At 62.9% G+C, this 15135-nt stretch carries 13 protein-coding genes; 3 read left to right on the top strand and 10 right to left on the bottom strand.

What is annotated here, in order from left to right:
• Window positions 1-20: 20 nt before the first annotated feature.
• From FIU90_RS03065 to glnE, 8 genes are all read right to left on the bottom strand, one after another.
• Window positions 21-1745 (bottom strand): flotillin family protein, encoded by a 1725-nt coding sequence (locus tag FIU90_RS03065; RefSeq protein ID WP_370515220.1) that lies wholly within the window; start codon window positions 1743-1745, stop codon window positions 21-23.
• A 103-nt stretch (window positions 1746-1848) separates the two neighbouring features.
• Window positions 1849-2523, bottom strand: a complete 675-nt coding sequence (locus tag FIU90_RS03060; RefSeq protein ID WP_152433443.1) for an OB-fold-containig protein — start codon at window positions 2521-2523, stop codon at window positions 1849-1851.
• Between the two features lie 195 nt (window positions 2524-2718).
• Entirely contained in the window at window positions 2719-4014 is a 1296-nt protein-coding gene (locus FIU90_RS03055; protein WP_370515127.1) for a cytochrome P450, read from the bottom strand.
• Window positions 4011-5549 (bottom strand): acyl-CoA synthetase, encoded by a 1539-nt coding sequence (locus tag FIU90_RS03050; protein WP_172970311.1) that lies wholly within the window; start codon window positions 5547-5549, stop codon window positions 4011-4013. Before FIU90_RS03050 ends, FIU90_RS03055 begins: the two co-directional genes overlap by 4 nt.
• A gap of 231 nt (window positions 5550-5780) precedes the next feature.
• Entirely contained in the window at window positions 5781-6488 is a 708-nt protein-coding gene (locus tag FIU90_RS03045) for a M23 family metallopeptidase (RefSeq protein ID WP_152433441.1), read from the bottom strand.
• A gap of 160 nt (window positions 6489-6648) precedes the next feature.
• Complete coding sequence (locus FIU90_RS03040; RefSeq protein ID WP_152433440.1) at window positions 6649-7440, bottom strand: ferritin-like domain-containing protein; 792 nt, start codon at window positions 7438-7440, stop codon at window positions 6649-6651.
• A gap of 19 nt (window positions 7441-7459) precedes the next feature.
• Window positions 7460-7933, bottom strand: a complete 474-nt coding sequence (locus tag FIU90_RS03035; protein ID WP_152433439.1) for a peroxiredoxin — start codon at window positions 7931-7933, stop codon at window positions 7460-7462.
• Window positions 7930-10674 (bottom strand): bifunctional [glutamate--ammonia ligase]-adenylyl-L-tyrosine phosphorylase/[glutamate--ammonia-ligase] adenylyltransferase, encoded by a 2745-nt coding sequence (gene glnE / locus FIU90_RS03030; protein ID WP_152433438.1) that lies wholly within the window; start codon window positions 10672-10674, stop codon window positions 7930-7932. The genes FIU90_RS03035 and glnE overlap by 4 nt, the downstream gene beginning before the upstream one ends.
• A 77-nt stretch (window positions 10675-10751) precedes the next feature.
• On the opposite strand from glnE, the gene FIU90_RS03025 reads away from it, so the two are divergent.
• From FIU90_RS03025 to FIU90_RS15775, 3 genes are read left to right on the top strand one after another with little or no spacing between them, the layout of a single operon-like run.
• On the top strand, window positions 10752-12452 hold the full coding sequence (locus tag FIU90_RS03025) for a M28 family metallopeptidase (protein ID WP_152433437.1): 1701 nt from the start codon (window positions 10752-10754) through the stop codon (window positions 12450-12452).
• A gap of 32 nt (window positions 12453-12484) precedes the next feature.
• The gene (locus tag FIU90_RS03020; protein ID WP_152433436.1) at window positions 12485-13465 is read left to right on the top strand and encodes an agmatine deiminase family protein; all 981 of its coding nucleotides are present in this window, start codon (window positions 12485-12487) and stop codon (window positions 13463-13465) included.
• Between the two features lie 47 nt (window positions 13466-13512).
• Entirely contained in the window at window positions 13513-13647 is a 135-nt protein-coding gene (locus FIU90_RS15775) for a hypothetical protein (RefSeq protein WP_255478530.1), read from the top strand.
• Here FIU90_RS15775 and FIU90_RS03015 read toward each other — a convergent pair.
• The gene (locus FIU90_RS03015) at window positions 13644-14378 is read right to left on the bottom strand and encodes a sulfite exporter TauE/SafE family protein (RefSeq protein WP_152433435.1); all 735 of its coding nucleotides are present in this window, start codon (window positions 14376-14378) and stop codon (window positions 13644-13646) included. The genes FIU90_RS15775 and FIU90_RS03015 overlap by 4 nt on opposite strands.
• 12 nt (window positions 14379-14390) lie before the next feature.
• Window positions 14391-15134, bottom strand: a complete 744-nt coding sequence (locus FIU90_RS03010) for a sulfite exporter TauE/SafE family protein (RefSeq protein ID WP_152433434.1) — start codon at window positions 15132-15134, stop codon at window positions 14391-14393.
• Window position 15135: the final 1 nt, after the last annotated feature.

Here is a 15135-nt window from a genome sequence, read left to right as displayed (position 1 = left end):
TGTGTGGCAATTAAGAGCGGTTACTCGGCGGCTTCGTCCCGGGGCTCTTCGCCCTGGACCCCGAGGCCCTCCGGCTCGATCGCGGCATCGTCGAAGCTCAGCTCCGACAGGGCCTTGGCGGCGTCGCCATTGGGGTCTTGCGCTGCTGCCTGCACCAACGTGCCGAGCGAGGAGCCGTCGAGACCGAGCTCTTTCATCAGCCCGTCGAGCACCGGCGCCTGCGCACGGTAGGCGAGCGCTGCGGACACGGCATCGGTCGCAAGGTTGCCCGAGCCACCGCCTGCACCTCCACCGGCGCCATTCGCACCGCTGCCACCGCCGCCATTGGTAAGGCCATCGACCTGGACGATCTTGATCGAATCGATCGCCTCCATCGGCTTCGCGCTTTCGCGAATGACTTCCGGCAGCACCTTGAGCAGTGCCAGCTTCGTCTGGAGGCTGATCTGGTCGTTCGAGAGGATGTTGGCTGCCTCGTTGATCGCCTGCTGGCCGGCCGCTTCGACTTCGAAGCGCACGCGGTCTGCTTCGGCGCGCAGCACCTCCGCATCGGCCTCACCTTTCGCCTCCAGCCTCGCGGCCTCGGCGCGGTTTGTTGCGGCGTCCTTCTCGGCCTCGGCCTCGACCTTGATGCCGATAGCGTCACGTTCTGCCTGTTTTGCCGCCTCGATCAACTCGATGCGCTTGAGACGCTCGGCAACCTCGGTTTCGCGCGAAGTGACAACCTGCTCTTCGGCAGTAACCGCCTTGGCACGGGCTGCGTCCGCTTCGGCCTTGGCCTGGCTTTCCTCGCGCGATTTGTTCTGAACAGCGATCTGCTGTTCTTGCCGGGCGATTTCGAGCGCGCGTTTCTGGTCGATCCGCGCCTCTTCGACGAGGCGGTCGGCCTCGATCTGCTGCGCATCGACCTGCTTCTTCGCCTCGATCCGTGCCGCTTCGGCCTCGCGGTTACGCTCGGCCTGTTCGCGGGCGATTTCCGAGGTCTGTGCAGCGCGCCGCACTTCGACCTCGCGCTCCTGCTGGAGACGGGCATATTCAGTGTCGCGCCCGATCTCGAACGATCGCTGGTCGGCTTCGAGGTTCTTGGTCTCCATCTGGACGCGCGTGTCCTGCTCGATGTCGTTGCGCAGCTTCTTGCGCGCCTCGATCTGCTCGGTGAGCTTGGTCAAACCCTCGGCGTCGAACGCGTTGTTGGCATTGAAGTGTTCGATGCTCGTCTGGTCGAGACCGGTGAGCGAGACCGATTCAAGCTCGAGACCGTTCATCGCAAGGTCGTTCGAGGAGACTTGCTGCACCTTTTGCACGAAGTCCGCGCGCTGTTCGTGCAGCTCGTTCATGCTCATGCCCGCTGCGACCGAGCGCAGCGCGTCGACGAACTTGCCCTCGACCAGGTCCTTGAGCATTTCGGGCTGCATGGTGCGTTGGCCAAGCGTTTGCGCCGCCATGGCGATCGATCCGGCATCGGGTCGCACACGGACATAGAATTCCGCTTTCACGTCGATCCGCAAGCGGTCGAGCGTGATCAGTGCCTCTGCGTCCTTGCGGACGACCGAGAGCACCAGCGTGTTCATGTTGACCGGCATCGTTTCGTGGAAGACCGGCAGCACCAGCGCGCCGCCATTCATCACGACCTTCTCACCGCCCACACCCGTCCGCACGAAGGCGAATTCCTTCGATGCGCGGCGATAGAGCATCGTCATCGAGATCACGATGACCAGGAAGGCGACGAATATCACCGCCGCCCACATTAAAATGTCGAAAAATTCCATGATTCCTCCTGTTGCGTGTGCGGCGCGTCATTGGGGCTTTTCGCGCGCGCTGGATTGAGGCCCGGCCTCGAAAGGATCCCGATTAATCGAGACCGAGCAGTGGGTTTTCGTATTGCACCGCGAAGAACGTCTCGCCTTCGCGGCGCACCAGGAGGACAGTCTCCCCCTCCGTGAGAACAGCGTTCGGGTCGTGCGGCTCGACCATCACGAAATGCGGATGGCCGTGCATGTCGATCACCTTGGAACGCGCAGGCGATCCGGCCTGTGCGGTCCCTATCTGGATCTGGGCGTCGCGGCGGATCAGGCTGTTGAGGCCGACCGCGCTGGTTTCGTCCTTGGGCAGCATCGCTCCGACCGGACGCGATACGAGGCCTGTCAGAGGCAGCGCCGCAATCGCGGCAAGCACGCCTGCAAGACCGGTGTGCAGCGGACTTCCGGTCAGGCTGATGGCAAGCGCCTGTCCCGATACGCCAATCGCGGCGAAAAGGACGAGGAACAAGGTCAGCCAGACGAGAAACGGAACCTTGCCCAGCCCGATCAGGCTAAGGAGACCCGAGAGGAAACCGCCGCCCGAGATCGTCTCGGCACCTTCGATATCGATGTCTGCATCGATATCGGCGTCCATGTCGAGATCGAGATCCAGGTCGGCATCGCCGCCAAACATGTCGCCCGCGCCGATGATCTGGGCGATAGCGACAAAGCCCAGCAGCGCAATCGCGACTGCGAATGGCAGGTTGTACGGTTCGAGGATCATCATTGAAATGCCCTCATGAAAGACCGCCGAATTCCCCCGTTATTCAATTTGATCCCTATCCGTCCCATGAATGCTCAATTAACACATGTTGCCCGAAAATAACAGGAAAATCGGACATTCTGTCTCAATAATGCATTGAATACGTTTTTCTTTTCGCCGTTACCTTGTTTTATTGCGCCAAGACCCCATATGGTAGGCTTAGGCTGGCGAAATCTTGATCGGCACGCTCTTCAATCCCCCGACAAACGTGCTCGTAGCCCGTTGGGCTTCGCCCGCCGGTTCGACATTCTCGATCCGGTCTAGCAAGGTCTCGAACAGGATCCGCATTTCGAGGCGGGCCAGGTGCAGGCCCAGGCATTGGTGCGCCCCCGCGCCGAACGCCAGGTGCCGGTTGGGCGAGCGCGCCGCATCGAACCTTCGAGGATTGTCGAATTGCGCCGGATCGTGATTGGCCGCGACGTAGTTGATCATCATCCAGTCGCCCGCCCTGATTTGCTGTCCTCCGACCTCGACGTCTTCGGCCGCGGTGCGCATGAAATGCTGCACAGGGCTTGTCCAGCGGATCGCCTCTTCGACGATGCCGGGTAGCAGCGAGCGGTCGGTGCGCACTCGCGCCCATTGCTCGGGATCGTGGGCAAGCGCCTGCATCGCGCCTGCGGTCGACGCGCTGGTCGTATCGTGCCCGGCGGTCGCGACGATGATGTAGTACCCCGCCATGTCGCGCGGCGGCAACGGCTGTCCATCGACGGTGGCGTTGGCGATGACGCTCGCGACATCTTCGGTTGGTTTGGCACGGCGATCCTCGGCGAGCTGCGCGAAGTAATCCTCGAAGGTTTTTACCGCCCCGGCGACGATCTGCACCACCTGTTCCGGCGTCATCTGGTCCATGCCCGAGCCCGACAGATCCTTGTCCTGTCCGCCGAAGAGCTGCTGGGTGAGCATCTGCATACGCGGCTCGTCCTCGGGTGGCACGCCGAGGATCTGCATCACCACGCGCAAGGGATAGGGGCCTGCGACTTCCTTCACGAAATCGAATTCGGGCCCGGCAGCGATCATGCGGTCGACCGTACGGTGCGCGAGTTCCCGGATCTCGCCTTCGATCCGCGCGAGGTTGCGCGGCATGAACCAGTCCTGCGTCAGCTTGCGGTATTTCGGATGGATCGGCGCGTCAAACACGACGAGCGAATCCACCAACATGTTCGATCCGGTCGCCGCGCGGCTGAATTCGATTGCATCGGCGAAGCTGAAAACGACCGGCTTGGGATTGTTGAGGAACGTCGCGTTATCCTTCGAAATCCGCATCACGTCGTCATAGCGTGTGACGAGCCAGAAGGGCTCGAACAGACCCTCGACCTCGGGTACGACCTTGGCGACGGGCGCTTCCTCTCGCAGCCGGTCGAAGGTGTCGAGCAACCCGTGCCATTCGCCATAAGCGTGCGGATCGATCACCTGCTTGGCGATCTCGGTCGGAAGGATCGCCTCGTCTCCCATCATGCGCTCTCCCGCGCCCTAGCTTCGTATTCGTCGCGCAGCTCGCGCTTGTAGAGCTTGCCATTGGCCTCGCGCGGGAGGTCGGGCCGGAAATCGAACAATTTGGGCATCTTGATCTTCGAAAGACTGGGCGCGAGGAAATCGCGAAGTTCGGCTTCGAAATCATCGCCTGCATCGCCCATGTTGACCGGCTGAACCACCGCCACGACTTTTTCGCCGAGATCGGGATCTGGCGCGCCAATGACCGCTGCGTCCATCACCTTGTCGTGCGTCACCAGCAGGTTCTCGATCTCCTGCGGGTAGATGTTCACGCCGCCCGAGATGATCATGTGGCTCTTGCGATCGGTGAGATAGAGAAAACCCTCCCCATCGACATGGCCGATATCGCCCAGCGTCATCCAGCCTTTCGGATGCTTAGCCTCGCGCGTCTTGTCCGGATCGTTGTGATAGGTTGGGAGAAGTGCGTTCTCGAAATAGATGAGGCCATCGGTCCCTGCGGGCACTTCTTCGCCGTCCGGGCCACAGACATGGAGGGTCCCGTAAATCGCCTTGCCGACGCTGCCGGGATGGGTCAGCCATTCCTCGGACTTGATAAGCGTCATGCCGATTCCTTCGCTGCCGGCGTAATATTCGTTCACGATCGGCCCCCACCATTCGATCATTTCCCGCTTGATCGGGACGGGGCATGGCGCTGCGGCGTGAAGCGCACGCTGGTGGCTCGACAGGTCGTATTTCGTGCGGATTTCGGGATCGAGTTTCAGGAAGCGCACGAAGTGGGTCGGAACCCACTGGCTGTCAGTGACCTTGTAATCCTGGATCGCCTTCAAGGCGGCTTCGGGGTCGAACTTCTCCATGACCACGACGGTCCCGCCAAGCCGATGGACGGTCGATGCCCACCCGATCGGGGCCGCATGATAAAGCGGTGCGGGCGACAGGTAGACCATCGATCCATCGGCCGGCATTCCCGCAGCCATTATGGCGAGACCCATGAGCGGGATCGCCGCCTGGGGATCTGGATCTTCGGGAGGAGCGGGCTGGATACCTTTGGGCCGCCCGGTCGTGCCGGAGGAATAGAGCATCACCATGCCCGCGCTCTGATCTTCAATCGGTTCGGCTGGCTGGGCTGCGAGGGCGCTGGCAAAGCTGTCCTCCCCTTCCGCATCCATGACAAGAATGGGAATATCGGGGCATTCCTCGCGCACTCCGGGCAACACGCTCTCGAACGTGCTCGAGGTGATGAGGAACCGAGCACCGCTGTCACGCAGGATATAGGCGATCTCGGGTGCGGTGAGCCGGGTCGAGATCGGCACCAGCATCGTGCCTGCACGCTGCGACCCCCAGACCAGGGTGAAAAACTCGATCCGGTTTTCGAGCAACACTGCGAATGCATCGCCCGCGCCAAGGCCGCGTGCGCGAAGCATCTGCGCAAAGCGGTTTGCCTCCGCATCCATTTCGCCAAAGGTCATTTGCTCGCCGCTGCCCGCCATGATCACGGCAGGATGGTCCGGGCGATTCGCGGCGTGCGCGATCGGATGCATGCTCATTTGTTTCTCCCTCACACGCCAGATGGCTGGCGCGCCTGTCTCTCTTGAGAAAGAAACCTAACGGGCACGGGCCGGCACTCAAGCGAAATCGAATTCGGCGCGAAGTGACGGATTATGTGACAGAATCATGACGCAAAAAAAGGCGGCGGGAAGACCCGCCGCCCATGTTCGGACACCCTCTCCAATGTCCGACCCGCTTCCAGGCGGGTAATCTGTCCGGATGGCTTACTTGCCGCCGGTGCCGGTCAGCTTGCTCTCGTCACCAAGCGCGACCTGTGCCTCGGTTTCCACCATATAGGGAATCGGATTGACTGCAACCCCGTCAACGCGAACTTCATAGTGAAGGTGCGGGCCGGTCGAACGACCGGTCGATCCGACATAGCCGATCACGTCGCCTTTCTTGACCGTGTCGCCAGCAGCAACGGCGAGCTTCGACATGTGGGCATAGCGGGTCTCGAGATCCGCTCCATGATCGATGGCGATGTAGAGACCATAGCTCGAGAACCAGTCGGCGCGGCCGACGATGCCGTCAGCCGTCGCGTATACAGGCGTGCCGGTCGGTGCAGCAAGGTCGACGCCCTTGTGGCGCGCACGCTTGCGGAGCACCGGGTGGTTGCGCATGCCGTAACCGCTGGTGAGGCGCGATCCGGCAAGCGGGCTGCGCGAAGGCACTGCGACGATCGGCTGTTGCTCGACAGGAGCGCCGGGGCCGGCCTGGTCGAGCGCGGTCCAGCTCGCGAAGAGTTGGCGAAAGCGCGGATCGCCCGAAGTCAGGCTCTCGGCCTTGGCTTCCTTCACCGGAGCGGTGACATCGGCGGCAGCATTTGCATTGGCGTTGGCGTTTGCAGCAGCAGGCGCTGCGGCCATGAGCGACGCAGCGGCGCAGAATGCGGCGGTCGCTTTCAAAGTGTGACGCTTGACAAAAGCGTTCATTGTGACCCGTCCTTTGCCGTGGGTTTGTCCCACGTTTTCAATGGCGTTGAGCCGAAAATTTTTTCGGCGAATGCGGAACAATCCCTAATTCCGCACGTTCAACTGTTCAGGGGCATTGGAGCGCCCTCGCGAAGTGAGCGTCAGTTATCGGGCGTAAATCTTAATGCGCAACTTCCGCGTAGAAATCCCGCGACAAACCGGCTGCAAGACGCGCTGAATCGTTGAATGGCGGCTTAAGCGCCCCCCTGAAGTGTTCCCGAACGAGTCGCTGCCAAAGCGATTCTGGCGGTTTTCCTAGGGTTTTGGCGATTCTCAAGAAGTGCTTGGTCCCGAAAGCAACATGGTTAATTTCGTCGTCAAGGATTCTTTCGAGGATCTTCGCGCCATGCTCGTCGCCTGCTCCGCGCACCCGTCTTAGTGTCGCGGGGGTGACGTCAAGACCGCGCGCTTCGAGCACCATGGGCACGACCGCCAGCCGCGCTGCGACATCGTGCCGGGTCCCATGCGCGGCCTCCCACAATCCCGCATGCGCGGGGAGCGCCCCGTATCGGCTGCCGAGCGCATTGAGTTTCCGTGAAAGCAGTGCGAAATGCATTGCCTCGTCGGCTGCTACCGATAGGAAATCGCTGACGAATTCCTCTCCCATCGCTTCGCCGAACCGTCCCGCCATGTCGAGCGCGAGATCGATCGCGACGAACTCGATATGCGCAAGGCTGTGCCAAAGCGCGATGCGCGCCCGTTCCGATCCGAACTTGCCGCGCTTGGGCATCGCGTTCGGCGGCAGCAGCTCGGGCTCTTCGGGCCAGGCGGGCTTGTCGGGCATTGTGACGTCAAAGCGCCAATCCAGCTCGCCTCTGCGCCAACGGCGGACGAGATCGCGAGTCGCGAAACACTTGGCGCGCGGTTCGGCGGTCAGCAGCGCCGAGCGGATGGCGGAGGCAACACTTTGCATGGCGATTCGCGATTCGGCGTCAGAGCGCCTTTGCGGCCTCGAGCACTTCTTCGGCGTGTCCTTTCACCTTCACCTTGTTCCAGACCTGCGCGATCCTGCCATCCTCGTCGACAAGATATGTAGTGCGGACCATGCCCATATAGGTTTTCCCGTACATCTTCTTCTCGGTCCAGATGCCGAGCGCATCGGACAGCCCGCCTTCCTCCGCATCGGTCGCGAGCGGGGTCTTGAGATCGTGCTTGGCGATAAAATTCTGGTGTTTCTTCGCGCTGTCCTTGCTCACACCGAGCAGTTCGACGCCGGCCTTGTCGAATTCCGGCTTCAGCGCAGTGAAGTCCTTCGCCTCGGTCGTGCAGCCGGGCGTGTTGTCCTTCGGATAGAAGAATATGACGAGCTTATTGCCCCTGAAGTCGGATGGTCTAACCGATCCGCCGTCGGGGGATTCCATGGCGATATCGGGCATCATGTCGCCAGCTGCTGGTGCGTCGCTCATTGCTTTCCTTCCGGTTTTTCGTCCTCGATCCGTTCGCCGAGGATGTTGCTCCACAAGACCATGACGCTTTGCCGCGCATTGGTAAGGCGATGCAAGAGGTCATCGAAGGTCTTCTCGCCGCACGCCTTCGCAAGCGCCCGGGCCGCGCTCTCGGGTGGCTGTTCGACCTTGGGCGCAAGCAGCCTTCCGGCGACCAGCATTCGTGTCATCAGGTCGTAAGCCGAAGCGATCTCCGCCGGGAGAAGCCCCGCTGCGATAAGGCCCGGAATCGCCGCGCCAAGGTCGGGATCGAAGGCTTCGACGTGCGAGGCGGCAAGCTCTCGACCACCGCGTAATTGCAGGAAGTGAATGATGAACTCGAAATCGACGAGCCCGCCGCGCAGCAGTTTCACGTCGAGTGGGCCACCGGGTTGCTTGTGCTCGGCCATCTCGGCACGCATCGAGGTTACAGCCTTGCGGAGCTTCTCCTCGTCGCGCGGCTTTCGCACCACGCTGTCGACGATGGCTTTGAGATCTGCGCGCGCGCCTTGCGACCCCACGAGCACCCGCGAGCGCGCAAGCGCCATATGCTCCCATGTCCAGGCTTTTTCCTCCTGATATTTGGCAAAGGCTTCACAGCTGACCGCGAGCGGGCCTTGCACGCCTTGCGGCCTTAATCTCGTGTCGACTTCGTACAGCGCGCCCTGCGCGGTTGGCACCGACAATGCGGCGCTGACGCGGCTGGCGAGACGATTGAAGTAATGCGTCCCGCCCAACGGGCGCCTGCCGTCCGACTGGGCGGAGAAATCACCGGTGAAGAGGTATACGATGTCGAGGTCGGACGCGTGGGTCAGCGCTCCACCTCCCAGCCGCCCCAGGCCGAGAACGAGCAGTTCGCTCCCTTCGATGCGTCCATGCGCGGTTGCGAATTCCTTCTCGGTTTCACGCACTGCCACCTGCAGCCCCGCTTCGGCGGTGCGCGAGAGGGCGGCGGCAATGTCCAGCGGGTCGGACAGTCCTTCTATAAGCTGTACGCCGAGCGCGAAGCGTATTTCTCCCGTGACCACCCGGATCGCATCGAGCGTGGCTTCGTAGTCAGGGCGCTCTGCCGCAGCTTCGATCCGCGCGATGATCTCTTCAACCGACCCCGGTAGCTCGAGCGCCTCGCGGTCGAGCAAAGTATCAAGCAATTCGGGGCGCCGCGCGAGTTCGTCAGAAAGTCTTGGGGTTAGGGTGAGCGTCGCTACCAGCCGGTCGAGCAGGGCGGGTCGCGCATCGAGCAGGCGAAAGAGCGTGATTGCGGAGGGCGCGCGTTCGAGAATCGCCTCCCAGCGTACGACGGCGCGATCGGGATCGTCGCTCGCGGCAATCGCATCGATAAGCGCTGGGAGCAGCCGGTCGAACGCCTCGATCGCCTGCGCGGAGCGCAGCGACTGGAAACGACCGTCACGCCATCCTGCAATCCGTTCAGCCAGACGGTCGGGTTCGGCAAACCCTTTTTCTGAGAGCGTGTCCGCCATCTTTTCCGGCTGAGAAATTGCGACATCGCTTTTGTCGCGCTCGCCAATCAGCTGCTCATAAATGGTCCCGCAGCGTTCCGACAATTCGGCCAGCTCGTCGACCAATGCCGCGCTATCGGCCAAGCCGTCGAGCTGCGCGACATTATCGAGCGCATTCGGTTCGGGCAATGTGTGGGTCTGCCGATCGTGTACCATCTGCAAACGGTGTTCCACCTGCCGCAGGCGATCATAGCCTTCGCCAAGGATCGCCGCGTGCTCCGGCTCAATCCGGCCCGCCGCAGCCAGCGCGTCAAGCGCCTCGCGCGTCCCGCGCACACGCAGGCTCTGGTCTCGCCCGCCATGGATCAGCTGGTGGGTCTGCGCGTAGAATTCGATTTCCCGAATGCCGCCGCGTCCGCGCTTCAAATCGAAGCCGGGGCCCGGGTGGGGCGGCCCCTTGTAGCTTTCGCGAATCCGCCGGGTGAGCTCGCGGATTTCCTCGATCGCTCCGAAGTCGAGATCGCGTCGCCAGATGAAAGGGCGAATCGCTTCGAGGAATTCGCGGCCGCGCCCGATATCGCCAGCCGCCGCGCGTGCGCGGACATAGGCCGCCCGCTCCCATGCAAGCGCTTCGCCCTGATAATGCTTCAGCGCCGAACCATAGGGCACGGCAAGCGGGCTGATCTCGCTCGCCGGACGCAGCCTGAGGTCGACGCGCAGCACGTACCCATCTGCCGTGTTCTCACCGAGCAGCTTGACCACGCGCCTCGCATATCGCTGCGCTGCATCGCCCGGGTCGTCGGTTTCGCGCCTGCTGAGCGTCTCGGGGTCAAACAGCAGGATGGGGTCGATGTCCGAGGAATAGTTGAGTTCGTGCGCCCCTTGCTTGCCGAGCGCCAGCGCGATGAAACCGGTCGGGTCGTCTTTGCCCGTACGCTCCTCGATCGCAGCGCGGATCGCCCGGTCGAGCGCGCGGTCCGCGAAGTTGCTGAGTTCTTGCACCACCCTGGATAGCGGGAATGCGCCCGCAAGGTCGCCGATCGCGACTGCCGCAGCAAGCGCCTGCCGCTCACGCCTGAGGGCAACCATCACGTCTTCGCACTCGCCCTGCTTGCGCGACCATTGAAGCGCCGCCTCCCCATCGCCCGCCGCCAAGAGATCGCGGAGACCCGGCTGCCTTTCGAGCGCGCGCTTGAGGAAGGGCGAATGCGCCTCGGCGCGCTCCAGTGCCCCATGCCAGTCCGCCATCGCCTCGCTGCTCATATTTGCTTCTCTTGCAGTGCCCCCGCCGCTCTGCAAGAGAAGCGCCATCAGATTACTGGATGAGAGGACCACCTTCGATGATTAAACGCGCGATCGGCCTTTCCGGCCTTCTCGCAGGCGCGCTCGCCCTTGCATCATGCGATATGATGCCGGGCGGCAGCGACGCACCCGAGCTCGATATTCCCGAAGTCGAACCGGGCGAGCTTTCCGTAGACACGATGAAAGACATCACCCGCCAGCTTTCGAGTGATGAATTCGAAGGCCGGATGCCTGGCACGAAAGGCGAGGAACTGACCGTCGCGTTGCTCACCGAACGCTTCGAGGCCGCCGGGCTGCAGCCGGGCAATGGCGATAGCTGGGTGCAGGAAGTGCCTCTGGTGGAGATCACCGGCAAGAACTTCGCCCCGCTCACCATCACCGATGGCGAGACTGATCTCGTCTACGATTTTGGCAGCGAATGGGTCGGCGTGACCTATCGCGAAGACGCCTCCACGCAGCTGGCCAACAGTGAACTCGTATTCGTCGGTTACGGAATCAATGCGCCCGAACGCGGCTGGAACGATTATGAAGGCGTCGACGTCACCGGCAAAACGGTGGTGATCCTTGTCAACGATCCGGACTGGGAAAGCGAGGATCTCGAAGGCACCTTCAACGGCAAGGCGATGACCTATTACGGCCGCTGGACCTACAAGTACGAGGAAGCCGCGCGCCAGGGCGCGGCAGGTGCGCTGATCGTCCACGACACCGAACCCGCGAGCTATCGCTGGAACGTCGTCGAAAGCTCATGGTCGGGCCCGCAGGCCTACCCTGCACGCGGTGACAATCCTCCGCCGATGACCAATGTGAACGGCTGGGTGCAAAAGAATGTGGCGCGTGAAATTCTTGCCGCCGCAGGTCAGGATCTCGATGCCCTTTCGTCCGCCGCCAAGAAACAGGGGTTCAAGGCGGTCGATCTCGGGCTCAAGGCTTCGACCAGCTTTGAAAACGATATCCGCACATTCTCGTCGCAGAACGTGATCGGCATCCTGCCGGGTAGCGAAGCGCCCGACGAATATGTCATCCACACCGCGCACTGGGACCACCTCGGTCGCTGCAAGCCCGCGCCCGATGGTGACGATATCTGCAATGGTGCGGTCGACAATGCGACCGGTACTGCCGCTCTCGTTGCCCTTGCCGAAGCGCACGCAAAGGCAGGCCCGCCCCGTCGCAGCCTCGTCTTTCTTGCGGTCACTGCAGAGGAATCGGGCCTGCTCGGTGCGTATTACTACGCATCGAATCCGGTCTTCCCGCTCGATCAGACGGTTGGCGGCATCAACATGGATGCCTTTCTCGTCGCCGGTCCTTCCAAGGACGTGACGGTAGTCGGTCCGGGCAAGTCGGAGCTCGACGCGTTCCTCAATGCCGCGCTAGCGGCCGACGGGCGGGTTCCAACACCTAACCCTAATCCAGAAGCCGGATACTACTATCGTTCGGACCACTTCGCTTTCGCCAAGCAGGGCGTGCCCATGCTTTATGTCGACGGGGGCGAAGACCTCGTCGAAGGCGGGCGTGAAGCCGGCAAGGCGATCGCGGACGATTATCGCACGAACCGCTACCACGGGCCCAAGGACGAGTTCGACGAGAACTGGGACTGGTCGGGTGTGATGCAGGATCTCCAGCTGTTCTATCGCATCGGCCGGATGATGGCGGAAAGCACGAGCTGGCCGAACTGGAACGAGGGCGACGAATTCCGCGCCACCCGCGATGAAAGCTGCGCCAGCTCCGAAACCGGCTGCTGAGCCCGCGCGCACGACGAAACGGGATCCGATCCATGGCCGTCCTCATGCCCCCTGAATGGGCACCGCAGGACTGGCTGTGGATCGGCTTTCCGCATCTGGCCGAGGAATGGCCGGGCTATCTCGATCGCGCGCAGGAGCAGATCGCGGCCTTTGCGAACGCGGTTGCCGAGAGCGGTCAGGACGTGCGCCTGCTGGTCCGCGACGAGGCGAACGAAGCGCGGGCGCGTGAACTTGTCAGTGGCAAGGTGACGCTCGAGAGGCGGGTCTACGGCGATATCTGGCTGCGGGATACCGGGCCGCTGGTTGTCGAGGAAAACGGCATTCGTGCGGCGCGCCGTTTCGGCTTCAATGGCTGGGGCGGAAGATACGAGATGCCGGGCGACGAGGCGATCGGGGCCGAGCTTGCGCAGGGCCTAGGCCTGCCGCTCGAGACATCGCCGATGGTGCTCGAAGGCGGCGCACTCGATGGCGACGGGACCGGTCTTGTCGCGACGACCGAGCAGTGCCTGCTCAACCCCAACCGCAATCCCGACATGACCCGCGAGGAGATCGAAGCCGAACTTGCCCGAACGCTCGGTTTCACCCGCGTGCTCTGGCTCGGCGACGGGCTCGTGAACGACCATACCGACGGCCATGTCGACAACCTTGCGCGTTTCGTGGCTCCCGGAAGGCTGGTCGTGCCCGAACCGAGCGGCCCGGAAGATCCCAATTCTTCCATCTACGAGGACGCGGCCCGGCGCGCATCGGACTTTGGGCTCGATGTGGAGCGCATTCCCTCGCCGGGATTGATCGAGCGCGAAGGCCGGATCGAACCGGCGAGCTATGTCAATTTCGCGATCACGACCAACCTTGTCGTGGTCCCGACCTTCGGATCGCCACATGATGAGAGGGGCGTAGAGGCGATCGCCGCGCTCTTCCCCGACCGGGAAACGGTCGGCCTTGCCGCAGACGCGGTGCTTGCAGGCGGCGGCGGATTTCACTGCGCCAGCCAGCAAATGCCCCGAGCGAACTGAGCGCCGCGTTAAGACCTGATTAGGATTTTGCCGCGAAACTGGCGGACATGATCAAGGCCATTGCCCTTTCGAAGACCGCTCTTGAGACCGCGCAGACGCGGCAGGCGGAAATCCTGCGTTCGGCAATCGTGCTCGGCTGCGCCGCAGCGTTGATCCTCGCCGGACAGCCACTCCCCTACTAAACGAGTTTCGCGAGCGCTCCGACCGCCGCACCGCCCAGCACGAGAGCGGTCGCGACCTGCCATTGCGTGGCGGTTACGCGCCCGAAAGCGCGGTGGCCAAACCAGTCTCCGATCAGCACCGCCGGGAACAAGGCCGCCGCGAGCGCCACCTCGCGCCAGCTGCCAACTCCGAGCGCCAGGAAAAAGATCGCCGATAGCGGGGTGAGGATAAGGAAGATCGCCATCATCGAGGCGCGCGCCTGTCTCGGATCGAGCTTTCCCCGAAGATAGAACGGTGCCATGCCCGGCCCCGGCATCCCTGCGAACCCGCCGAAAAATCCGGTTGCGAAGCCCGAGATTGCAAGCGCCGGTTTGCGCGGCATCGTAACCTTGCCGAGCGGCACCACGACGAGAACGAAGGCTCCAAGCGAAACCAGCGCGATCAGGAAGCGCGCCCAATCGGCGGGGAGCGCGATGAGTGCCCAAAGCCCGAGCGGCATGCAGGCGAGCGCGATCAGCGTCAGCGGGACTGCGCTCCTGTCCGCGTCGCGGCGGATCCGCCCGATATCGGTGAGGCCGATGAGGAACAGCGACACGATCCCCACCAAAACCGCGGCTTGCGGTGCGATTTCGAGTTGCAGCACGGGGACGAGCACGACCGACAAGCCAAAGCCTGCAAGCCCGCGTACGAAGCCGGCTGCAAGTGCTGCAAGAATTGCCACGATAATGACTTCAGCCGAAAACCCGAACATCGCCTGCGTGCCCTAGACCAGTTTGACCAGCGCCGCGATGGCCGCTGCCGCAAGCACGACACCGACAAAGCTGCGCCACAGCGCGTCGCTCACCTTCCCGAAGGCGAGCGACCCGAGCCAGTTGCCAAAGAGCACCAGCGGGAAGAGCGCCAGGCCAAGCCAGACGATCCGCCATTCGAGCACGCCGATGGCAGTCCCCGACGCAACACCCGCGGCCGCGGCGACGCCGAAAATCCCGATCATGGATGCCTTGGCGGTGGTACGCGGAATGTCGCGCCCGACATAATAAGGCACGACCGGCGGCCCGGGCATGGCGGCGAAGCCGGTGAGCAGACCCGCCGACAATCCGACCGCCGTGGTCGTGACCGTACCCGGTTGCGCCGGGCCGTGCCTCGGCAAAAGCACGGCGATAAAGGCGGAAAGCGCGACGAGGGCGATCAGAAAACGGGCCAGTCCTGGCGGCGTTGCAGCAAGCAGCATCAGACCCGGCGCAGTGCCGATCGCCACCCATATACTGATCGTCAGCGCGCTCTTTTCAGCCTCGCGCAGGATCAACCTGATTTCGGTCAGCGCGAGCAATCCTGCCATTATGTTGATCGCCAGCACCGCCTCGACCGGGGTGAGGGCGAGCGCGAGAATCGGCACCAGCAAGATACCGAAGCCGAAGCCCGTCAGCCCCCGGATGAACGCCGCACCGAGCGTGGCCGCAACCGCGACCGCGATCTGCACCGCGCTGAACCCTGCGAGGAATTCCAAG

Source organism: Erythrobacter sp. THAF29, assembly GCF_009363635.1.
Taxonomy (GTDB): domain Bacteria; phylum Pseudomonadota; class Alphaproteobacteria; order Sphingomonadales; family Sphingomonadaceae; genus Erythrobacter.
The sequence above is the reverse complement of the archived record's forward strand: the minus strand, read 5'-3'. Positions and strand labels throughout refer to the sequence as shown.